The following is a 17,960-nucleotide window of genomic DNA, read 5'->3' as shown; positions in this document are numbered from 1 at the left end:
TCTCAAAACTGTATCAATTCTCTATCAGCAGAGGGAAACAGGACAGATTCTACTTTCGGGCCGCACCTTCCTCCGGCGGGTAAAACTGCTCCAAGATCAGCAGGCACTCCTGGGAGGTATATCCCCAGAGAATGGAACTGAGGGCCTCCACCGCCTTTTTGCGCTTGCGGTAGTAGGTGGGAAAACTGATGTCCTGCATATGAGGCCGGAGCTGCTCAATGATTTCTTCCGCATTTTTCAGTTGCTGGGGGGAGAGATAGGTGAAGTACAAGATCCAGTAGTACTCCTCGCCGTTTTTATGCCGGGTGCGAAGAAGATCCACAGAATGGTTCAGCAGGGAAAGCATCTTGTGGCTCCGCTCAATGCAGCGGGCGTGGTTTTCAATCTCCGTGCCGCCCAGATCTGCGCCGGCCAGGTAGACAGACTCCAGAAAATCCTCGATACTGCTCCCATACTCCACTTCAAACTGCTTTTTCAACTGCTGGACGGACAGTTCCAGGCTCCACACCACATCCCGGTACTTTTTCAACAGGCGCCAGGTGTCGTGGTAGCGGGGATCGTCTTCCACCTTTTTCTCAACGGGCTTTTTAGCCATGCTCCGTCACCCCTTCCTGCAGGATGCCAAGGGACAGGACAAATACATAGCGGGGAGTACCCGGGCCGCAGAAAACCTCCATGCGGAACCGATGCGGCTGTTCCTGCTCTCCCATACACTCACCCTTTCCATCGTCGGATAATGGATATAACTGATAGGAGCAACGGGGGCATTGAGAGCACGCAACCCCTTGCCGCTCAAGGAGTTGCAGGACATTCTGCGCCACATTGTCCATGAACGCTTTTGAAACGAAAAGCAGTCTCGTTGGGCCGCAGGCGAAACGCTCCGCCGCCTCTGGCTCCGTGTCGGGCGGAAGAAACTTGATGTTCAGCGAGAGGGCTACCTCCGCCTTGTCCACCATGACATCGGAGATTTGAAACATGGTGGAGAGATAGTTTTTCAAGTAGATGGCTGTCCCGTGGCGCCCTGGGAAGGTCACCAGTGTAATATGGCCCAGCCGGGAGAGCTTCTTCAGCACCCGGCCAACCGTCGCCTTCGAGATCCCCCAGCGGGCGGCGAGATCCGCATAGGACACCAGCGGCTTCCCGCTCCCGTTTCGGAAATAGGCTACCGGCCCGGTAAAGGAACCCTGTACCCGTTCATCATTGTAGACCGCTGAGATCCAGAGATCCAGCAGGATGTCCATTTCTGAGCATCTGCCGACGCTGATCAGGTCGGTGGCCGTTGACACGGGGAGGAAGTAGAAGCCTGTGTCCTTTTGGCAGGGGCAGTTATAGTCCAGGACAGTGTTATGCCGCCGCCAGTCCTTGATCTGATAGCGCACCAGCTTGTCCCGCCCCAAAATCTTGTAGTCGATCAGGTGGTCATCCTGAAGCCTGTCCAGGACGTCAAAGATGCGCCGCTTTGTTCGGAGGCGCAGCCATTCTGCCAGTTCCTTAAATGTGCAGACCCATTCGCCAGGATAAATCGTGTAGGTGATGCCATCGATCCGCCGGTAGGAGGTGCGGAAGTTGGCATAGGAGCAGAGGACGGCATAATAAAAAAGGCCGGAGCATCCGTTGTTGGTTCGGAGGCTCCGGTCTGCGATGAGCGTTTGGATAAATTCCCGATGTACTCGGCAACGGGGGTAATCCACGAGCTGCTTGATTTCAACTTGATAGCCTAACATGAGGAAGCTCCTTTCAAGGTAGTTCCCCCACAAGCAAGATGGCTTGAAAAAGCGCATAGTTACATGAAGAAACACATTGCAAGTGGGATGATTTCTGCTAATTTTCTGCTAATCAAGGGTGTGCTAATTCTTTGCTAATCAGCAGTTTTTCATCCCGACGACACGCCATGATGCAAAATATGCACAAAGAGACACTTGCATCAAAGACCGTTTTGTGTTAGTATTTCACAATAAAATGTGTAAGGATACTGTGGAACACGGCGGTTCATTGGCTCAACCTCACTCCTAAGGGGCAGTTATAGGTTCGATTCCTATTGGGGGTGCCAAAACAAAACGCCGCAAGATACTTCTTGCGGCGTTTTGTTTTGGCTGGTTAAAGTTTCCTGCCGATGTTGGAATGTTGGAAATATGATCAGATCTTACCGCTGGTACACAATATGTGCCATAGGTTTTCAGTCCATTTTTCCCTTCTTGCTCAGGCAATTCTACATAGAAGCAGTAATAAAGCATGAAGTATGTATCGTATGTTTCGCTGCGATAAACAAGCTCTACTTTGCGGATATATTCCAGTTCCGAGATTTTATAGGGAACAGTGGTAAGATAGTTCCCTTTTGATAGCATCTCCTCTGCTTTTTTCCAAGTAACGATAGAAAGATTTTTCAAAAACTGTCTTTTTCTGTGTGTTCACAGATTTTTCCATGTATGGTGGCATGGGGATGGATATAAAAAGCCGCTGTAAAACCATCCAATGCTTTACAGCGGCTTTTTATTAGAGCTTTTTAGATACGATAGGATACAAGGCCAGAGCAGAATGCCGATAAGGGCGGTTTATTTCATCAATAGATACACGGTTATGCCGAGCGAACAAAGAATAAAAAATACGCCGCCGATCCGCATCAAAAATAAATATAATTCGGATGGCTCACCATTCTTGACCGTTAATAGATTCTCTATCTTCCATAATGTTTTTGGATAACATAGCATACAGCCCCCTAAAATCAGCAAAGCCAGCAGCCATAAATAGTCCATTGACTTTTTCCTCCATTGATCACAAATCGATGCTCTTATTTTTGATGCGGTCAATCGCCAACTGGAAGCGGCTCAGATCTCCCATTAGGGCCGATGTGGAAGCACATACAGTCTGACCGCTTGTTACGGAAGTTCTGGCCGTATTCACAGATCGCGATAAAAAGTATGGTTGAATGTTATGGCGTATCGGTATCGGTGTCAGTGCTGCCGGAGGATTGCTCCTGGGCTTTCTGTTCCTCGATGGACAGATCGTCATAGATGAATGCGTGCAGGCGCTTTACAGCCAATGCATCTTCGTAGGCCACCACGGAAAGACCGCTGGAGGTGCGTTTTTCCGACCATTCACCCTCGCAGGGGAAGGTAGCCCGTTCGATGTCCGGCTTGCCGCCGGAAAGCACCTGGGTGGCCAGAGAAAGAATCTCTTTGGAGGAAAGGCTGGTTTCCACCATGGGCAGGAGTTTTGCGGCCAGGGAGGGATATTTCACAATGCTCATATCCATCACCTTGTCCATCATCTTTTCCAGAATCTCCTGCTGGCGGCTGGTGCGGGCCGCATCGCCGCCGGTGGCCCCTTTGCGGATGCGCCCGTAAGCCACGGCCTGAGGACCGTTCAGGGTCTGAAGCCCCGGTTCGGTGAATTTGTAATCATCCCAGATCAGGTCGTTGAACACACAATACTCCCACAGTGCGTCGTTGGCTTCGTCCATTTCGGCCTGGGAGACCTCCAGTTCCACACCGCCGATGGCATCGATGATATCGGCCATCTGGTTAAAGTTGACGGTGGCATATTCGCTGATGTCCATTTGGAAATTCTGGTTGATGGTCTTGATGGCCAGCTCCGGCCCGCCATAAGCATAGGCGTGGCATAGCTTGGTCATGCCGTGATCGTCGATCTCCACATAGGCGTCACGCATCAGGGAGGACATCTTGACTTTCCCACGCTTGGGATCTACTGACAGGATGATCATGGCGTCGGACCGGGAATTTTCCCCGGCTCGGGAGTCCACGCCGAACAGGGCGATGTTTGTGATTTTGTCGCTCACCGGCTGCTGGGGCTGCACAATGCCCAGATCGCTGTCGTCTAAGGGATTGTAATCATAGGAAGTCATCATTCTCCAAAAATAAAAACCCACACCACCCAGGCCCAGCAAAATCAGCAGCCAGCAGAAAAGGACCCGGCCCCGATGGCGACGACGGCGTTTTTTTCGTACTACTCGTTTTCCTTGTGCCATTTTTCTGAAAAAAGCCTCCTTTGGCAAGCGGCTCATGGGAGCCTGCTTCCGGACTGTCTTTTTTTAGACGGATTTCTCCGGCAAAAAGTTGCCGGAAAGCCGCTGTTTTTTTCGTAAGCCCCGCTATTATACCAGAAAACAGGGAAGATGCCAATCCTTTGGTCAAAAGTTCAGACTTTTCTAAGAATTTGCTGCCGTTTTCACCTTTTCCAGACAAAAAAATCCCCGAAGCCGCAGCTTCGGGGATGGGAAAGATCAGTTGTAGTACCGGTAGAGGAAGGTGAATACCTGGGCCCGGGTGAGCACCATGCTGGGAGAGAAGGTGGTGATGCTGGTGCCGTTGGCGATGTTTTCCTCCACGGCCCGGCGAATGGCTTTTCGCTCCTGAGTGGACAGGGAGGACAGGTGGGAGAAGGCGTTGATGGAGGTGATGGGCTCGGGAGAACCGGCCAGTTTTCACAGGTGGTACACCATTTCTGCACGGGTGCAAGGGGTGTAGACCCCCACCGTATTGCCGGCCTCATCCAGGAGCCCTTCATCGGCACACCACATGACGGCGTCGTAGAAATAATCGCTTTGGGACACATCGGTGAAGCTGTGGGAGCCCTGGGAGGGGTTGGATACGGTGACACGGCAGGAGCCGGAAGTCTTGCCGTCGGCGGTGGTGGTTGAGATATTCCACCGCCTCTATGGCGGCGCCGTAATCCACCGTCACAGCCGTTTTGACGGTCTGGGTGCCTGCGGCCAGAGCGCCGGCGGGCAGAAGTCCCAGAGAAAGGCACAGGATCAGAAGGAGGGAAAGGATGCGTTTTTTCATCAGGGACACCTCTCTTTTTTATATTATAATAAGTATAGCACCGGATAAAAATGGATGTCGATGGAAGAAAAGGAATGGTTTTCCATCTCTGCTTGGGGGATATCCTGATATTTGCAAAAAGAGAGAAAGCAGATAGAATAGAGGCAACAAAGAAGGGGATGATGCCTGTGAATAACAGAGAACATTCGCCGCAGGAACTGGCCCGCTGGTTGGAAGAAACCTGGGGAGCGAAGCTGGTGGATTACGGTAGTCTGGACGGATTTTTCCGCAGCACCCAAGAAGACAACAGCTTTTTCGCCTGTGGGAAGAAAGAGGGCGCCTTTTTGGCCTATCGTCTTCCCCAGGGAGAGCAAAGCGCCCCTTTTTATGAAGAGGAGCGGGATGCGGTGCCGCTGGAGATGAGCCGGCTTCCGGAAGGGGCCTGTCCCTTTGATGAGCAGGTGTATGCCCTGATTGGGCAGGAAACCGGCTATACTTATAGCAACAGTTCCCGGCTTCAGTTGTTGCTGCTACTTTTGCGGGGCGTGCCGGAGGAACAAAAGCAGCCGGGAAATCCCCAGTGGGAGGCCTGGAAACACTTTGCGGAGGAATACCGGCAGTGTTATGGAGAAGACCAACTTCCCTGAAAAGATGAAGCAAAGATCGGAAACAGAGAAAAAGAGGGTTTTCAAATGATCCGCTATATTGGAAAACGGTTTTTTGTGCGTCTTGTACTGCTGACAGCGATAATTCTGGGAGTGGTAGGCCTGTTTTCCTGGGCAGAAGGCGGCCCCACGGAAAAGCTGGGGCTTTCCCCTTTCCAGGAAACTCAGTATGTCTATGTGGACAGAGGAATCACCGTGCCGGTTTCGGGGAAAGGGGCCCAGGGCACCATCCGGGCGCTGGCAGAAGATCTTCGGTATGACGATCTGCTGGATCTGTATCTTTCTTTGGGCACCTGGCCCCATCGGATGACCGAAGTGGGACAGATGTATTTCCCTACTCGCTTTGTGATGCGCCAGGGAAAGGACGCCTGGGCGCTGTCCTTGATCGGGGCGGAGCGGCCACAGGTGAAGGTGTGGAAGCTGAAAAACACAGAGGGCCAGTGGGAAACGGAATGGGAGGACTTTTATCAGAGCCGTAACCCGGAGCTTCTGGAAAGCCTGCTTGCCTTGGGAAAAGCCATCGGCCAAAAAGGCGTTTCCGCTGTGCGGTAGAGCCAGGGACAGTTGTGTTCACCAGGGCCAAGAAAGTATGGCCGCGGGGGCGCCCCGCTGACGCTGCACCCGTACTGCGCTCCCCCGCTGTGCAATAGAGCCAGGGACGGTTGTGTTCACCAAGGCAAAGAAAGTATGACAGCGGCGTCACGCCGCTTGTGTTTTTTTATGGGGGATGGTATGATAAAATGCGCAGGCAAAGGCTGCGTAGGCCTTTGACCCACACTATATCCGGCGCGCCGGCTCATTCGCCGGAAGAAGCAAAGGCGCCATGGAGGAAAGAAAATGAACAGCAAAGGAAAGTACTATTTGACCACGGCCATCGCCTACACCTCGGGCAAACCCCATGTGGGCAACACCTATGAGATCGTGCTGGCCGACGCCATCGCCCGCTATAAGCGGAAGGACGGCTACGATGTGCTCTTTCAGACGGGCACCGACGAGCACGGCCAGAAGATCCAGGAGAAGGCCGAAAAGGCCGGCATGACCCCCCAGGCCTTCGTGGACGAGATGGCCGCCGAAGTGCGCCGCAACTGGGATGTGCTCCACACCTCCTATGACCGGTTTATCCGCACCACCGATCCCATGCACGAAAAGAAGGTCCAGCAGATCTTCAAGCGTCTGTATGACCAGGGCGATATCTATAAAGGAAGCTACGAGGGCTGGTATTGCACCCCCTGCGAGTCCTTCTTCACCGAAAGCCAGCTGAAAGACGGCAAATGCCCCGATTGCGGCGCCCCGGTGCAGAAGGCCAAGGAGGAAGCCTATTTCTTCCGCATGAGCAAATACGCCGACAAGCTGATGCAATATATCGAAGACCATCCGGAGTTCATCCAGCCGGAATCCCGGAAAAATGAGATGGTCAACAATTTCCTCAAGCCCGGCCTTCAGGATCTGTGCGTTTCCCGCACCTCCTTCAGCTGGGGCATCCCGGTGGAGTTTGACCCGGGCCATGTGGTCTATGTGTGGCTGGATGCTCTGACCAACTATATCACCTTCCTGGGCTATGAGCCGGAAGGGGAGAGCACAGAGGAATACAAAAAGTTCTGGCCTGCCGATGTGCATCTCATCGGCAAGGACATTCTCCGTTTCCACACCATTTATTGGCCCATCTTCCTTATGGCCCTGGGCGAGGAGCTGCCCCGCCAGGTCTTCGGCCATCCCTGGCTGCTGGTGGGCGAGGGCAAAATGAGCAAATCCAAGGGCAATGTGATCTATGCCGATCACCTGGTAGAGCTGTTCGGTGTGGACGCTGTGCGCTATTACCTGCTCCACGAGATGCCCTTTGCCAACGACGGCACCATCACCTATGAGCTGCTCATCGAGCGCACCAACAGCGACCTGGCCAACATCCTGGGCAACCTGGTCAACCGGACGGTGACCATGTGCCACCGGTACCAGAACGGCGTCATGGGCAGCCATGATGTGTGCGAGCCGGTGGACGAGGAACTGAAGCAGGTGTGCCTGGAGGCCCCCGAAAAGGTGCGGCGGGCCATGGACCAGCTGAAGGTGGGCGACGCCATGGACGAGGTCTTTGCCATCTTCCGCCGGGCCAACAAGTATATCGACGAGACCATGCCCTGGGTCCTGGGCAAGGACGAGAGCAAAAAGGCAAGACTGGACACCGTGCTCTATAACCTGCTGGAAAGCATCCGCTTCGGCGCCGTGCTGCTGGAGGCCTTCCTTCCCGACGCCGCTCAGAAGATCTACGCTCAGCTGAACACCGATAAAACCGACTTTGACAGTCTCAGCTCCTTCGGCGCGCTGCCGGAAGGCCATCAGGTGGGCCAGGCCGAGATCCTCTTCGCCCGGATGGATGCCGAAAAGAAGCTGGAGGAAGTGGCTGCCTTCCAGGCCGCCCATGCCCCCCAGGAGGAAAAGAAGGAGCCCCTGCCCCCTCACGAACCCAAGGACACCATCGTCTATGACGATTTTGCCAAGGTGGAACTGACGGTGGCCAAGGTGCTCCACTGTGAAAAGGTGAAGAAGAGCAAGAAACTGCTGCGCTTTGAGCTGGATCTGGGCTATGAAAAGCGTCAGGTGCTTTCGGGCATCGCCCAGTGGTATGAGCCGGAGGACCTGATCGGCCACAATGTGGTGGTGGTGAGCAACCTGGCTCCCCGGAAGATGATGGGGCTGGACAGCTGCGGCATGATCCTGTCGGCCACCTGCGGGGAAAACGATGTGCGGGTGGTGCTGGCCGACGGCGCCGTGCCCGGGTCCCATTTGTCCTGATGGGGGTCTTTGATACCCACGCCCACTACGACTCGGGAGCCTTCAACAAAGACCGGCTGGAGGTGCTGGCCGGTTTGCCCCAGCAGGGCGTGGATCTGATCGTCAACCCGGGCTGTGACCTGCCCTCCTCCCGCAAGGCGGTGGAACTGGCCCATACCTTCCCCTTTGTCTATGCCGCCGTGGGCATTCACCCTTCGGACTGCGGGGATTTTGAAGAGAGCCAGATGGACGAGCTGGAAAAGCTGGCCCGGGACGAAAAAGTCAAGGCCATCGGAGAGATCGGCCTGGACTATCACTGGGAGGACAATCCCCCCAAAGAGCACCAGAAGAAAGTCTTTGCCCTCCAGATGGAGCTGGCGGAAAAGCTGGGGCTTCCGGTGGTGGTGCACGACCGGGAAGCCCATGGAGACAGCATGGAGATGGTGCGGGAGCACCCGGGGGTGCGAGGTGTGTTCCACTGCTATTCCGGCAGTCTGGAGGATGCCAAAACTTTGGTGAAGATGGGCTGGATGCTCTCCTTCACTGGAGTCATCACCTATAAAAACGCCCGCCGGGCTCTGGAAGTGCTCCAGTGGCTGCCCCTGGACCGGGTGATGATCGAAACCGACTCCCCCTACCTCACCCCGGAGCCCTTCCGCCGGGAGCGGAACGATTCCTCCAAGGTGTGGAAGGTGGCCGAGTGCATCGGCAACATCAAGGGCATCTCCACGGAGGAAGCGGCCCGGATCACCCTGGAAAACGGCAAGCGATTTTTCAATATCCCATAACGCAATAAAAAAAGAGCCGAAAGGCTCTTTTTTATTGCGTAGACGATGAAAAAACATATCATGTGAGAAATTCTTTTGTTTTATCTTTCATCAATCTGCAAAAAGCCGCGACCTGTGCGTGGCTTTTTGCACCGATCAAGAAGCCAGTGTGCGCCACAGGCGTGCATGCAGCTTCTTGCAAAACTCGAAAAAGTGGCCCAGGCCACTTTTTCGACATGTTAAAAAAAGAGCCGAAAGGCTCTTTTTTTATTGCTCCGGGGAAGCAGGATAGGACTTTGATTTTTTGGGCTCCTCTTTATAGAAAGAAGCGGGCAAGGCGGTGGAGAGTTCCAGCAGCACATGGTCGAAGCCGCTGGCATAGTCCGGGGGCGGAGCGCCCAGGGACAGATAGGGGGTGGAAGGGTGCAGGGGCAGGGACAGGGTGACGGTGGTGCCCTCATCGGGAACGCTGGAAATGACGCAGGTGCCGCCGTGGAGCAGCATCACCGCCCGGGCCAGCATCAGGCTGTAGCCGGCCCCTCCCACCATCAGTCCCCGGGACAGGGAGGATTCGGGGGGACGGCTGAAAAGATGGGGCAGCACCGAAGCGGGAATGCCCCGGCCCCGGTCGGCCAGGATGATCACGGCGTTGTCCTCCCGTTTGGTGAGCACCAGCCGCATCTGGTTTTTCTGCCGGGTGTATTTCATGGAATTGGAAATCAGACCCAGGATCACCCGCTCCACCCGCTCCCGGTCGAAGGGGCAGAACAGGGGTTCCTCCGGGCAGTCCCAGGAAAAGGGAATGCCCACTTCTTCGGCCATGGGCTCTACCCGCTGGCACAGCTGCCGCACAAGCTGGCACAGATCACTCTGGCGCACATTCAGCTCCAGCTGGCCGCTTTCGGCCCGGGCGCAGTCCAGCAGATTGCGGCCCATGCGCATCAGCCGGTACATCCCTTGGCGCAGCACGCTTTTGGCGTATTGGCTTTTTTGGTCCTGGGCGGGGGGCAGGGCATCCCAGGCGGCAAACATGGTGCCCAGGCTGCTGCTGATTTCCCGGCTGAGCAGCTCGGCGGCGCTGAGGGCCATGGCCGGGGGATGGTTTTCCTGGGCGAAAAAGACGGTGATGAGCATATTCCCCTCTTTGGGGGTCATACTGCACCGGACGGCTTTGCCCTGGAGCTTTGTGTGAAAGGAATGGCTCTGGCCCTCATGGGCCAGGGTGACGATCTGAGCGGCCAGGGAATCGGGGAAAATGTCGTTGAGAGAGCGGCCTACCAGGTCCTCTTCCAGCTGAAAACGCAGGCTGCTTGTGACAAAGAGGATGCGGCCCGACGGGCTGCAGATCATCAGATAGTCATCGGCGGCGGGGAACCAGGTCATGTCCCCCAGAGCGGTATTTTCCAAGGCAGGTCCTCCTTTCCGGCAGATATAGAGAGCATCTTTGCCTGCTTTTCAGGCAAAGACTGGTACATTTTGCATAACATCCATCCCCATTCTAGTATGGGATTGGCCTGTTTGCAAGAAAAACTTCCTCCGGCGGGAAAGTTCTTCCTTTGTGCTTGAGAAACTATGGGAACATAGTGTATAATCAAGAATAAGAAATATGCGCGGGAACAAAATGCCCGTCTTATGCAAATGCAGGAAAATGCGGAGGTATCTGGAATGAGCGTAAAAATCGGTATCAACGGGTTCGGCCGTATTGGCAAGCTGGCATTCAAGGCCGGCATCGACGATCCTGAGGTGGAGTTTGTTGCCATCAACCACCCCAGCCTGACGCCGGAATACGCAGCCTATATGCTGAAGTATGACACGGTGCACGGCAGATGGGATGCAGACATCACCTGGGATGAAAATTCCATCACCGTCAACGGAAAAAAGACCATGGTCTTCAACTGCGAAAAGCCAGGAGATATTCCCTGGGGCAGCGTGGGGGCCGAATATATCCTGGAGTCCACCGGCAAGTTCCTCACCAAGGAAAAGGCCATGGCCCACATCCAGGCCGGTGCCAAGAAGGTGGTCATGTCCGCCCCTTCCAAGGATGACACCCCCATGTTTGTCATGGGCGTCAACCACGACAAGTACCAGGGCGAGGACATTGTCTCCAACGCCTCCTGCACCACCAACTGCCTGGCGCCTCTGGCCAAGGTCATCAATGACACCTTCGGCATCGAAGAAGGCCTGATGACCACTGTCCATTCCATGACAAAATCCCAGAAAGTGGTAGATGCCCGCTCCGGCAAGGACTGGAGAAGCGGCCGGGCCGCCTCGGGCAACATCATCCCTGCCTCCACCGGCGCGGCCAAGGCGGTGGGCAAGGTCATCCCCGAGCTCAACGGCAAACTCACCGGCATGGCTTTCCGGGTTCCCACTCTGGATGTGTCGGTGGTGGATCTGACCTGCAACCTGAAAAAGCCCGCCACCATGGAGGAGATCTGCCAGGCCATCAAGGAAGCCTCTCAGGGCTCCATGAAGGGCATCCTGGGCTATACCGACGAGCCCCTGGTTTCTTCCGACTTTGCCGGTGTGCTGGTGTCCTCTGTCTTTGACGCCAAGGCCAGCATTGCTCTGACTCCCACTTTCGTCAAGCTGGTGTCCTGGTATGACAACGAGGCTGGCTATGCCGCCCGTACCGTGGATCTGATGAAGCATATGCACGCAGTCTGCTCCAAATAAGAGCCATTTTCAATCCCCCGGCGCACATTGCAGCGCCGGGGGATTTGCCTTTCGAAAAAGCGGCTTAGCCGCTTTTTCCAGTTTTTGCAAGAGGCACGGCGCACGCCCTTGGCGCACACCGGTCTCTTGAGAGGTGCAAAAACCGACGCACAGGTCGCCGCTTTTTGCAGATTGAAAAAAGGGCAAAAGGGCGCCTGATACTGTATTATTCTGTGATCGGTTTTCTCTTTGCTATATCTTGCAGCGCCGGGGGATTTTTATGGTTTCGACGGGATTTTTCAAAAAAAGCGGTTGCAATTTTCCAAAGATACGCTATAATAGAGTTACTCCATGCGGGTATAGTTCATTGGTAGAACGTCAGCTTCCCAAGCTGAATAGGAGGGTTCGATTCCCTTTACCCGCTCCAAAAAAGACAGCCATGGGCTGTCTTTTTTTATACTCTTCCGAGAGGTGAGAAAAATGGCGAAGGCGCTGTGCTTTGGATCGCTGAACATTGATTATATCTATCAGGTGCCCCATTTTGTGGGAGCGGGGGAGACACTCAGCGCGCTGTCCCGGCAGCGGCTGGCCGGAGGCAAAGGGCTGAATCAGGCGGTGGCCCTGAGCCGGGCCGGGGCCCAGGCTTATATGGCGGGAAGCGTGGGAGAGGACGGGGAGTTTCTCCTGGAAACCCTTCAGGGGGCTGGTGTGGACATTTCCTTTGTGCGGCAGCTGCCGGGGAACACCGGCACCGCCGTCATTCAGCGGGACGGGGCCGGGGAAAACTGCATCCTGCTCCATGGCGGAGCCAACCGGTGCATTACAGCCGACCAGGTGCAGGAGACCTTGGAGCATTTTGCCCCGGGGGACTGGCTGGTGCTGCAAAACGAGATCAGCTGTTTGCCCCTGCTGCTCAGAGAAGGGAGAAAACGGGGAATGCAGGTGGTTTTCAACCCTTCGCCCATGGAACCGGAGCTGCTGGGGCTATGTCTGGAAAAGGTACATTGCCTGGTGCTCAACCAGGTGGAAGGGCGTCAGCTGCTGGGGGGAGAAGCACGGGAGGAAGAGGTTTTGCGTCGCGGGCTGGAAGAGTGGTTCCAGGGGGATACCCTGGTGCTCACCCTGGGCAGCCGGGGGGCCTGGTGCCTGCATCAGGGGGAATGGGTGTTCCAGAAGGCCTTTTCCGTACCGGTAGTGGACACCACCGGAGCCGGGGATGCTTTCACCGGCTTTTTCGTGGCCAGCCGCATGATGGGGCAGAGCATCCCACAGGCTTTGGAGAAGGCTGCCTGGGCCGCTGCCCAGACCATCCAACACCCCGGCAGTGCGGCGGCCGCACTGCCAAACTGACCCTCCCCTGGCTGGGAGGTGCAGCAGCTTGCACTAAGGTAAAACCTTGTGCAGCAAATGCCGCTGCGCAGCGTGATATAGAGAAGTTTTCTCCACAAGACTTGGCGCTGCGCAGTGTGACAGCGGAGGCACTCTGCCCGACCAAATGACAGGCTCCTGTGCCACTGGAGTTCGGGGAGGGCCAGTATGCCCCCGGTGGTACGCCGCTCTAGTTGAGGTGAAGCCATGTGCAGCAAATGCCGCCGCGCAGCGTGAAGCAAGGAAGTTTCCTTCACAAGACTTGGCGCTGCGCAGTATGGCAGCGGAGGCACTCCGCCCGGTTGCAATGTGGGGAGAAACAGGATATAATAAAATATCAAACTGTGCCCAGGGAAGATTTTCCCGGGAAATTTGGAGTGGAAGTGTAATGGATCATAATAAACTGGCGGAACTGCTGTTCCCCCACATCGACAAAACCATGGAGGAATATCTCACAGAGATCTATCCTCCCCGGAACCTGCCCCAGGGGGCCATGGTCACCCGGTTTGCCCCCAGCCCCACCGGCTTTCTCCACATCGGCGGTTTGTTCACCGCCCTGGTCAACGAGCGGCTGGCCCACCAAAGCGGCGGCAGGATCATCCTGCGCATCGAGGACACCGACAAGAAGCGGGAAGTGGAGGACGGCATCACTGGTATCGTCTCGGGCCTGCGTGATTTTGGCGTGGAATTTGACGAAGGCATGATGAGCCAGACCGAGGAAAAGGGCGATTACGGCCCCTACCAGCAAAGCCGCCGTGGCCCCATTTATCAGGCCTTCTGCAAGGAACTGGTGAAGCGCGGCCTGGCCTATCCCTGCTTCTGCACCGAAGAGGACCTGGCCGCCATCCGCAAGCAGCAGGAGGCGGAAAAGGCCCTGCCCGGCTACCATACCACCTACGCCCGCTGCCGTGACCTGACCATGGAGCAGGTGGAGGAGAACATCAAGGCGGGTAAGCCCTATGTGATGCGCCTGCGCTCGCCGGGCAAGCCCGGCGGCCGGATCAAATACAAGGATGTGATCCGGGGCGAGATCGAGATGGACGAAAACATCGCCGATATCGTGCTTCTCAAAACAGACGGCATCCCCACCTATCACTTTGCCCACGCCGTGGACGACACCCTGATGGGTACCACCCATGTGGTGCGCAGCGATGAATGGGTCTCTTCTGTGCCCACTCACCTTCAGCTCTTCTATGTGCTGGGACTCAAGCCGCCCAAGTACGCCCATGTCTCCCCTGTGATGAAAGAGGACAATGGAGCCAAGCGGAAGCTGAGCAAGCGGAAAGACCCGGAAGCCGCCGTTTCCTATTTTGTGGACGAGGGCTATCCCAAGGAAGCGGTGCTGGAATATCTGCTCAACCTGGCCAATTCCCCCTTTGAGGATTGGAGACGGCAGAACAAGACCGCACCTTACCAGGATTACAAGCTCCAGCTGAACAAGATGAGCCAGTCGGGCGCTTTGTTCGACCTGGTGAAGCTGGCCGATGTGTCCGCCGGCGTCATCGGCGCCTTTGACGCAGAGAAGGTGACGAAGGATGTGCTGGAATGGGCAAAGGGCCACGATGAGCAGCTGTATGCCCTTCTCAATCGGGACACAGACTATGCCCAGGGCATCTTCGCCATCGACCGGGGCGGCAAAAAGCCCCGGAAGGACATCCGCAAGTGGAGCGATGTGCGGGATTATGTGAGCTATTTTTATGACGAAACATGGCAGGGAGAATACGACCTGCCGGAGAATCTCCAGAAAGAAGATATGATCGCCATTCTGGACACCTACGCCAAGGCCTATGAGGAAGCCCCCGACAAGAACACCTGGTTTGACGGGGTCAAGGCCATCTGCGAGGGCCTGGGCTTCTGCCCGGAGGTCAAGGCGTACAAGCAGGACCCCACCGGCTGGAAAGGCCATGTGGGCGATGTGAGCAATGTGGTGCGGGTGGCCATCACCGGCCGGAAAAATTCCCCCGACCTTTGGTCCATCATGACCCTTCTGGGCAAGGAGCGCAGCCTCTCCCGCCTCCGGAAGATGAAAGAATTTCTGGCAAAATAAAACAAATCAAGTTTGAAACCCCCTGGGGGACGATCAAAAGAAGCCCAGGGGAGTCCATTTCAAAGGAGGGCTTTGGAACCCTCCGGAAAGGAATAGAGTATGGAAAAGGACATCGTCACCAGCAATTTTATCGAGGAGTTCGTCAAGGAGGACCTGGAAGCGGGCAAATGCGACGCCATTCAGACCCGGTTCCCTCCCGAGCCCAACGGCTATCTCCACATCGGCCACTGCAAGGCCCTGTGCATCGACTTCGGCACAGCGGAGAAATTCGGGGGCAAGTGCAACCTGCGCATGGACGACACCAACCCCACCAAAGAGGACACCGAGTATGTGGACGCCATCAAGGAGGATATCCACTGGCTGGGCTTTGATTGGGACAAGTTCTGCTATGGTTCCGATTATTTCGAGCAGACCTATGAATACGCTCTGGAACTGATCCGCAAGGGCCTGGCTTATGTGTGCCAGCTTTCCCCTGAGGAAGTGAAGCAGAACCGGGGCGATGTGAACACCCCGGCCGTCAGCCCCTATCGGGACCGGCCCATAGAAGAGAGCCTGGACCTGTTCCAGCGGATGCGGAAAGGGGAGTTCCCCGAGGGCAGCATGACCCTGCGGGCCAAGATCGACCTGGCTTCGGGCAACTTCAATATGCGTGACCCGGCGCTCTACCGGATCAAGTTCGCCCATCACCACCGCACCGGGGACGACTGGTGCATCTATCCCATGTACGACTTTGCCCATCCCATCCAGGACGCCCTGGAAGGGGTGACCCACTCTTTGTGCTCCCTGGAATTTGAGGCCCACCGGCCCCTTTACAACTGGGTGATCGACAATGTATCGGTGCCCCACAAGCCCCGTCAGATCGAGTTTGCCCGCCTGGGCATCGACCACACCGTCATGAGCAAGCGGAAGCTGCGGGCTCTGGTGGAAGGGGGCAAGGTGTCCGGCTGGGACGATCCCCGGATGCCCACCCTGTGCGGCCTGCGCCGCCGGGGCTATACCCCGGAATCCATCCGGAATTTCTGCGACCGCATCGGCGTGGCCAAGGTGAACAGCACAGTGGAATACAGCTTTCTGGAGCATTGCCTGCGGGAAGATCTGAACGAAAAAGCCCAGCGGGCCATGGCGGTGCTGCGTCCTGTGAAGCTGATCATCACAAACTACCCCGAAGGCCAGAGCGAGACCTTCCCGGTGGAAAACAATCCCAACGACCCGGAAGCCGGCACCCGCGAAGTGACCTTCTCCCGGGAGCTGTATGTGGAAGCCGATGACTTCCTGGAAACCCCGGTGCCCAAGTACAAGCGGCTCTATCCCGGCGGACCGGAGTGCCGCCTGAAAGGGGCCTATCTCATCACCTGCACCGGCTGCGAAAAGGACGAAAAGGGCAACATCACCGCCATCACCGCCACCTATGACCCGGAATCCCGGGGCGGCAACCCCGCCGACGGCCGGAAGGTGAAGGGCGCCACCATCCATTGGGTGGATGCCGCCACGGCCGTGGACGGAGAGGTGCGTCTGTATGATAACCTGTTCTCCGATCCCGCTCCCGATGCCGCCGACAAGGATTATCTGGAATGCATGAACCCCAATTCCCTGGAAGTGCTGAAGGGCTGCAAGCTGGAAGCTTCCCTGGCTTCGGCCAAACCCTCGGAGCGGTTCCAGTTTTTGCGGCTGGGCTATTTCTGCGCCGACAGCCGGGACAGCGGCGAGGGCCATCTGGTCTTCAACCGGGCCGTGACCCTGAAAGACAGCTTCGGCAAGGGCAATAAATAATGGAAAACATCCACTATCTGGATAACAGTGCCACCACTCAGGTGTTGGAGGAAGCGGCCCAGGCCGCCCTCCGCCTGATGCGGCAGGACTATGGCAACCCCTCCGCTCTTCATGCCATGGGCAAGCAGGCCCGGGAGGCCATGGAGCAGGCCCGGGGGCAGGTGGCCGGAGCGATGGGGTGCAAGGCAGAACAGGTAATCTTCACCTCCTGCGGCACCGAGAGCATCAACACCGCCATCCAAAGCGCCGCCAGGAAGGGAAAAGCCTTCGGCCGGCACATCGTCAGCACCCAGATCGAGCACAAGGCCACCCTGGATACCCTGAAAGCCTTGGAGCAAGAGGGGTTCCAGGTGACTCTGGTGCCCCCGGAAAAGGACGGCACGGTGTCTTGCGACCGGGTGCTGGAAGCGGTGCGCCCTGACACCATTCTGCTCACCATGATGGAGGTCAACAGCGAGACCGGCGCCATTCTGCCCACCGCGGCGGCCATGGAAAAAGCCAAAGAAAAGGCCCCTCATTGCCTGTGCCACATCGACGGGGTGCAGGCCTATTGCAAGCTGCCCATCTCCCTTGGGGGGGTGGACTTTTTGTCGGTGAGCGGCCACAAGATCGGGGCCATGAAAGGGGTGGGCGCCCTTTACTGCAAAGATCCCCGCTCCCTGCGTCCCCTGCTTCACGGCGGCGGCCAGGAGGGAAACCGGCGCTCGGGCACAGAGGGCCTGCCCCAGATCGTCTCCATGGGGGTGGCCAGCGCCCTGCGGGCAGAAAAGCGGGAGGAAAGCCAGCGGCACATGGCGGCTCTGCGCCAAAGCCTTGTGGAAGGGCTTTCTGCTATGCCCTGCCCGGTGCGCATCAATTCCCCCCAGAACGGGGCGGCCCATATTCTGAATATTTCCCCGGAAAAGGGCCGCAGCGAAGTGCTGCTGCGGGTGCTCTCCGACGAGGGGGTCTATGTGTCCGGGGGATCGGCCTGCGCCCGGGGCAGGCGCAGCCATGTGCTGGAAGCCATGAAGCTGCCCGCCGCCGTCATTGACGGGGCGCTGCGGGTGAGCTTCTGCCCGGAAAATACACAGGAGGATGTGAAGGCCTTTTTGGCAGGGCTTCAGAAAGCCCTGGGATTTTTCCTCTAGGCCTTCGGGAG

19 protein-coding genes and 1 tRNA gene are annotated in these 17,960 nt (G+C 56.6%); 10 read left to right on the top strand and 10 right to left on the bottom strand.

Translation table 11 applies throughout. The features are described 5' to 3' along the window. Positions 1-49 precede the first annotated feature (49 nt). The 9 genes from H6A25_RS03115 to H6A25_RS03080 form a co-directional block, all read right to left on the bottom strand. Complete coding sequence (locus tag H6A25_RS03115) at positions 50-595, bottom strand: hypothetical protein (protein ID WP_204750554.1); 546 nt, start codon at positions 593-595, stop codon at positions 50-52. Further along, on the bottom strand, positions 588-1,724 hold the full coding sequence (locus H6A25_RS03110; RefSeq protein ID WP_204750553.1) for a MarR family transcriptional regulator: 1,137 nt from the start codon (positions 1,722-1,724) through the stop codon (positions 588-590). Before H6A25_RS03110 ends, H6A25_RS03115 begins: the two co-directional genes overlap by 8 nt. 285 nt (positions 1,725-2,009) lie before the next feature. Then, positions 2,010-2,387: a hypothetical protein gene (locus H6A25_RS03105; RefSeq protein ID WP_204750552.1), complete on the bottom strand. Its 378-nt coding sequence runs from the start codon at positions 2,385-2,387 to the stop codon at positions 2,010-2,012. A 165-nt stretch (positions 2,388-2,552) separates the two neighbouring features. Beyond that, positions 2,553-2,753, bottom strand: a complete 201-nt coding sequence (locus H6A25_RS13140; RefSeq protein ID WP_430651156.1) for a DUF6199 family natural product biosynthesis protein — start codon at positions 2,751-2,753, stop codon at positions 2,553-2,555. 176 nt (positions 2,754-2,929) lie between these two features. After that, on the bottom strand, positions 2,930-3,865 hold the full coding sequence (locus tag H6A25_RS03100; protein WP_204750551.1) for an LCP family protein: 936 nt from the start codon (positions 3,863-3,865) through the stop codon (positions 2,930-2,932). Further along, on the bottom strand, positions 3,849-4,202 hold the full coding sequence (locus H6A25_RS03095) for a hypothetical protein (RefSeq protein ID WP_204750550.1): 354 nt from the start codon (positions 4,200-4,202) through the stop codon (positions 3,849-3,851). The genes H6A25_RS03100 and H6A25_RS03095 overlap by 17 nt, the downstream gene beginning before the upstream one ends. Before the next feature lie 38 nt (positions 4,203-4,240). Further along, on the bottom strand, positions 4,241-4,390 hold the full coding sequence (locus H6A25_RS03090; protein WP_275951871.1) for an S-layer homology domain-containing protein: 150 nt from the start codon (positions 4,388-4,390) through the stop codon (positions 4,241-4,243). A gap of 51 nt (positions 4,391-4,441) precedes the next feature. After that, entirely contained in the window at positions 4,442-4,537 is a 96-nt protein-coding gene (locus tag H6A25_RS13135) for a hypothetical protein (RefSeq protein WP_430651155.1), read from the bottom strand. Further along, entirely contained in the window at positions 4,521-4,802 is a 282-nt protein-coding gene (locus H6A25_RS03080; protein WP_204750548.1) for a hypothetical protein, read from the bottom strand. Before H6A25_RS03080 ends, H6A25_RS13135 begins: the two co-directional genes overlap by 17 nt. A gap of 167 nt (positions 4,803-4,969) precedes the next feature. On the opposite strand from H6A25_RS03080, the gene H6A25_RS03075 reads away from it, so the two are divergent. The 4 genes from H6A25_RS03075 (at position 4,970) to H6A25_RS03060 (ending at position 9,000) form a co-directional block, all read left to right on the top strand. Beyond that, positions 4,970-5,428 (top strand): hypothetical protein, encoded by a 459-nt coding sequence (locus tag H6A25_RS03075; RefSeq protein WP_204750547.1) that lies wholly within the window; start codon positions 4,970-4,972, stop codon positions 5,426-5,428. Between the two features lie 45 nt (positions 5,429-5,473). Continuing rightward, the gene (locus H6A25_RS03070; protein WP_204750546.1) at positions 5,474-5,998 is read left to right on the top strand and encodes a hypothetical protein; all 525 of its coding nucleotides are present in this window, start codon (positions 5,474-5,476) and stop codon (positions 5,996-5,998) included. A 285-nt stretch (positions 5,999-6,283) separates the two neighbouring features. Continuing rightward, positions 6,284-8,233 (top strand): methionine--tRNA ligase, encoded by a 1,950-nt coding sequence (gene metG / locus H6A25_RS03065; RefSeq protein ID WP_204750545.1) that lies wholly within the window; start codon positions 6,284-6,286, stop codon positions 8,231-8,233. Then, positions 8,233-9,000 carry a TatD family hydrolase gene (locus H6A25_RS03060; RefSeq protein ID WP_204750544.1) on the top strand — a complete coding sequence of 256 codons (768 nt, stop codon included), beginning with the start codon at positions 8,233-8,235 and terminating at the stop codon, positions 8,998-9,000. Before metG ends, H6A25_RS03060 begins: the two co-directional genes overlap by 1 nt. Before the next feature lie 246 nt (positions 9,001-9,246). Here H6A25_RS03060 and H6A25_RS03055 read toward each other — a convergent pair whose 3' ends face one another. Beyond that, positions 9,247-10,386, bottom strand: coding sequence for a sensor histidine kinase (locus tag H6A25_RS03055; RefSeq protein ID WP_204750543.1), 1,140 nt, complete (start codon positions 10,384-10,386; stop codon positions 9,247-9,249). Positions 10,387-10,644: 258 nt separating this feature from the next. Between H6A25_RS03055 and gap the strand changes: the two genes are divergently transcribed. The 6 genes from gap (at position 10,645) to H6A25_RS03025 (ending at position 17,949) form a co-directional block, all read left to right on the top strand. After that, on the top strand, positions 10,645-11,655 hold the full coding sequence (gene gap / locus H6A25_RS03050; RefSeq protein ID WP_118747965.1) for a type I glyceraldehyde-3-phosphate dehydrogenase: 1,011 nt from the start codon (positions 10,645-10,647) through the stop codon (positions 11,653-11,655). Positions 11,656-11,987: 332 nt separating this feature from the next. After that, positions 11,988-12,061 (top strand) — tRNA-Gly (locus H6A25_RS03045). A 53-nt stretch (positions 12,062-12,114) separates the two neighbouring features. Next, positions 12,115-12,984, top strand: coding sequence for a ribokinase (locus tag H6A25_RS03040; RefSeq protein WP_204750542.1), 870 nt, complete (start codon positions 12,115-12,117; stop codon positions 12,982-12,984). Between the two features lie 406 nt (positions 12,985-13,390). Further along, entirely contained in the window at positions 13,391-15,049 is a 1,659-nt protein-coding gene (gltX, locus tag H6A25_RS03035; protein ID WP_204750541.1) for a glutamate--tRNA ligase, read from the top strand. Between the two features lie 99 nt (positions 15,050-15,148). Continuing rightward, positions 15,149-16,819 (top strand): glutamine--tRNA ligase/YqeY domain fusion protein, encoded by a 1,671-nt coding sequence (locus H6A25_RS03030; protein ID WP_204750540.1) that lies wholly within the window; start codon positions 15,149-15,151, stop codon positions 16,817-16,819. Then, entirely contained in the window at positions 16,819-17,949 is a 1,131-nt protein-coding gene (locus tag H6A25_RS03025; protein WP_204750539.1) for a cysteine desulfurase family protein, read from the top strand. Before H6A25_RS03030 ends, H6A25_RS03025 begins: the two co-directional genes overlap by 1 nt. Positions 17,950-17,960: the final 11 nt, after the last annotated feature.

Source organism: Intestinimonas butyriciproducens (assembly GCF_016901775.1).
Taxonomy (GTDB): domain Bacteria; phylum Bacillota; class Clostridia; order Oscillospirales; family Butyricicoccaceae; genus Pseudobutyricicoccus.
Note: the sequence above shows the minus strand (reverse complement) of the source record. Positions and strands in the feature narration are given on the sequence as shown.

Coding starts and splice junctions, on each gene's coding strand:
- H6A25_RS03115 (WP_204750554.1), bottom strand. CDS start 595: ATGGCTAAAAAGCCCGTTGAGAAAAAGGTGGAAGACGATCCCCGCTAC.
- H6A25_RS03110 (WP_204750553.1), bottom strand. CDS start 1,724: ATGTTAGGCTATCAAGTTGAAATCAAGCAGCTCGTGGATTACCCCCGT.
- H6A25_RS13140 (WP_430651156.1), bottom strand. CDS start 2,753: ATGGACTATTTATGGCTGCTGGCTTTGCTGATTTTAGGGGGCTGTATG.
- H6A25_RS03100 (WP_204750551.1), bottom strand. CDS start 3,865: ATGATGACTTCCTATGATTACAATCCCTTAGACGACAGCGATCTGGGC.
- H6A25_RS13135 (WP_430651155.1), bottom strand. CDS start 4,537: ATGTGGTGTGCCGATGAAGGGCTCCTGGATGAGGCCGGCAATACGGTG.
- H6A25_RS03080 (WP_204750548.1), bottom strand. CDS start 4,802: ATGAAAAAACGCATCCTTTCCCTCCTTCTGATCCTGTGCCTTTCTCTG.
- H6A25_RS03070 (WP_204750546.1), top strand. CDS start 5,474: ATGATCCGCTATATTGGAAAACGGTTTTTTGTGCGTCTTGTACTGCTG.
- metG (WP_204750545.1), top strand. CDS start 6,284: ATGAACAGCAAAGGAAAGTACTATTTGACCACGGCCATCGCCTACACC.
- H6A25_RS03060 (WP_204750544.1), top strand. CDS start 8,233: ATGGGGGTCTTTGATACCCACGCCCACTACGACTCGGGAGCCTTCAAC.
- gap (WP_118747965.1), top strand. CDS start 10,645: ATGAGCGTAAAAATCGGTATCAACGGGTTCGGCCGTATTGGCAAGCTG.
- H6A25_RS03040 (WP_204750542.1), top strand. CDS start 12,115: ATGGCGAAGGCGCTGTGCTTTGGATCGCTGAACATTGATTATATCTAT.
- gltX (WP_204750541.1), top strand. CDS start 13,391: ATGGATCATAATAAACTGGCGGAACTGCTGTTCCCCCACATCGACAAA.
- H6A25_RS03030 (WP_204750540.1), top strand. CDS start 15,149: ATGGAAAAGGACATCGTCACCAGCAATTTTATCGAGGAGTTCGTCAAG.
- H6A25_RS03025 (WP_204750539.1), top strand. CDS start 16,819: ATGGAAAACATCCACTATCTGGATAACAGTGCCACCACTCAGGTGTTG.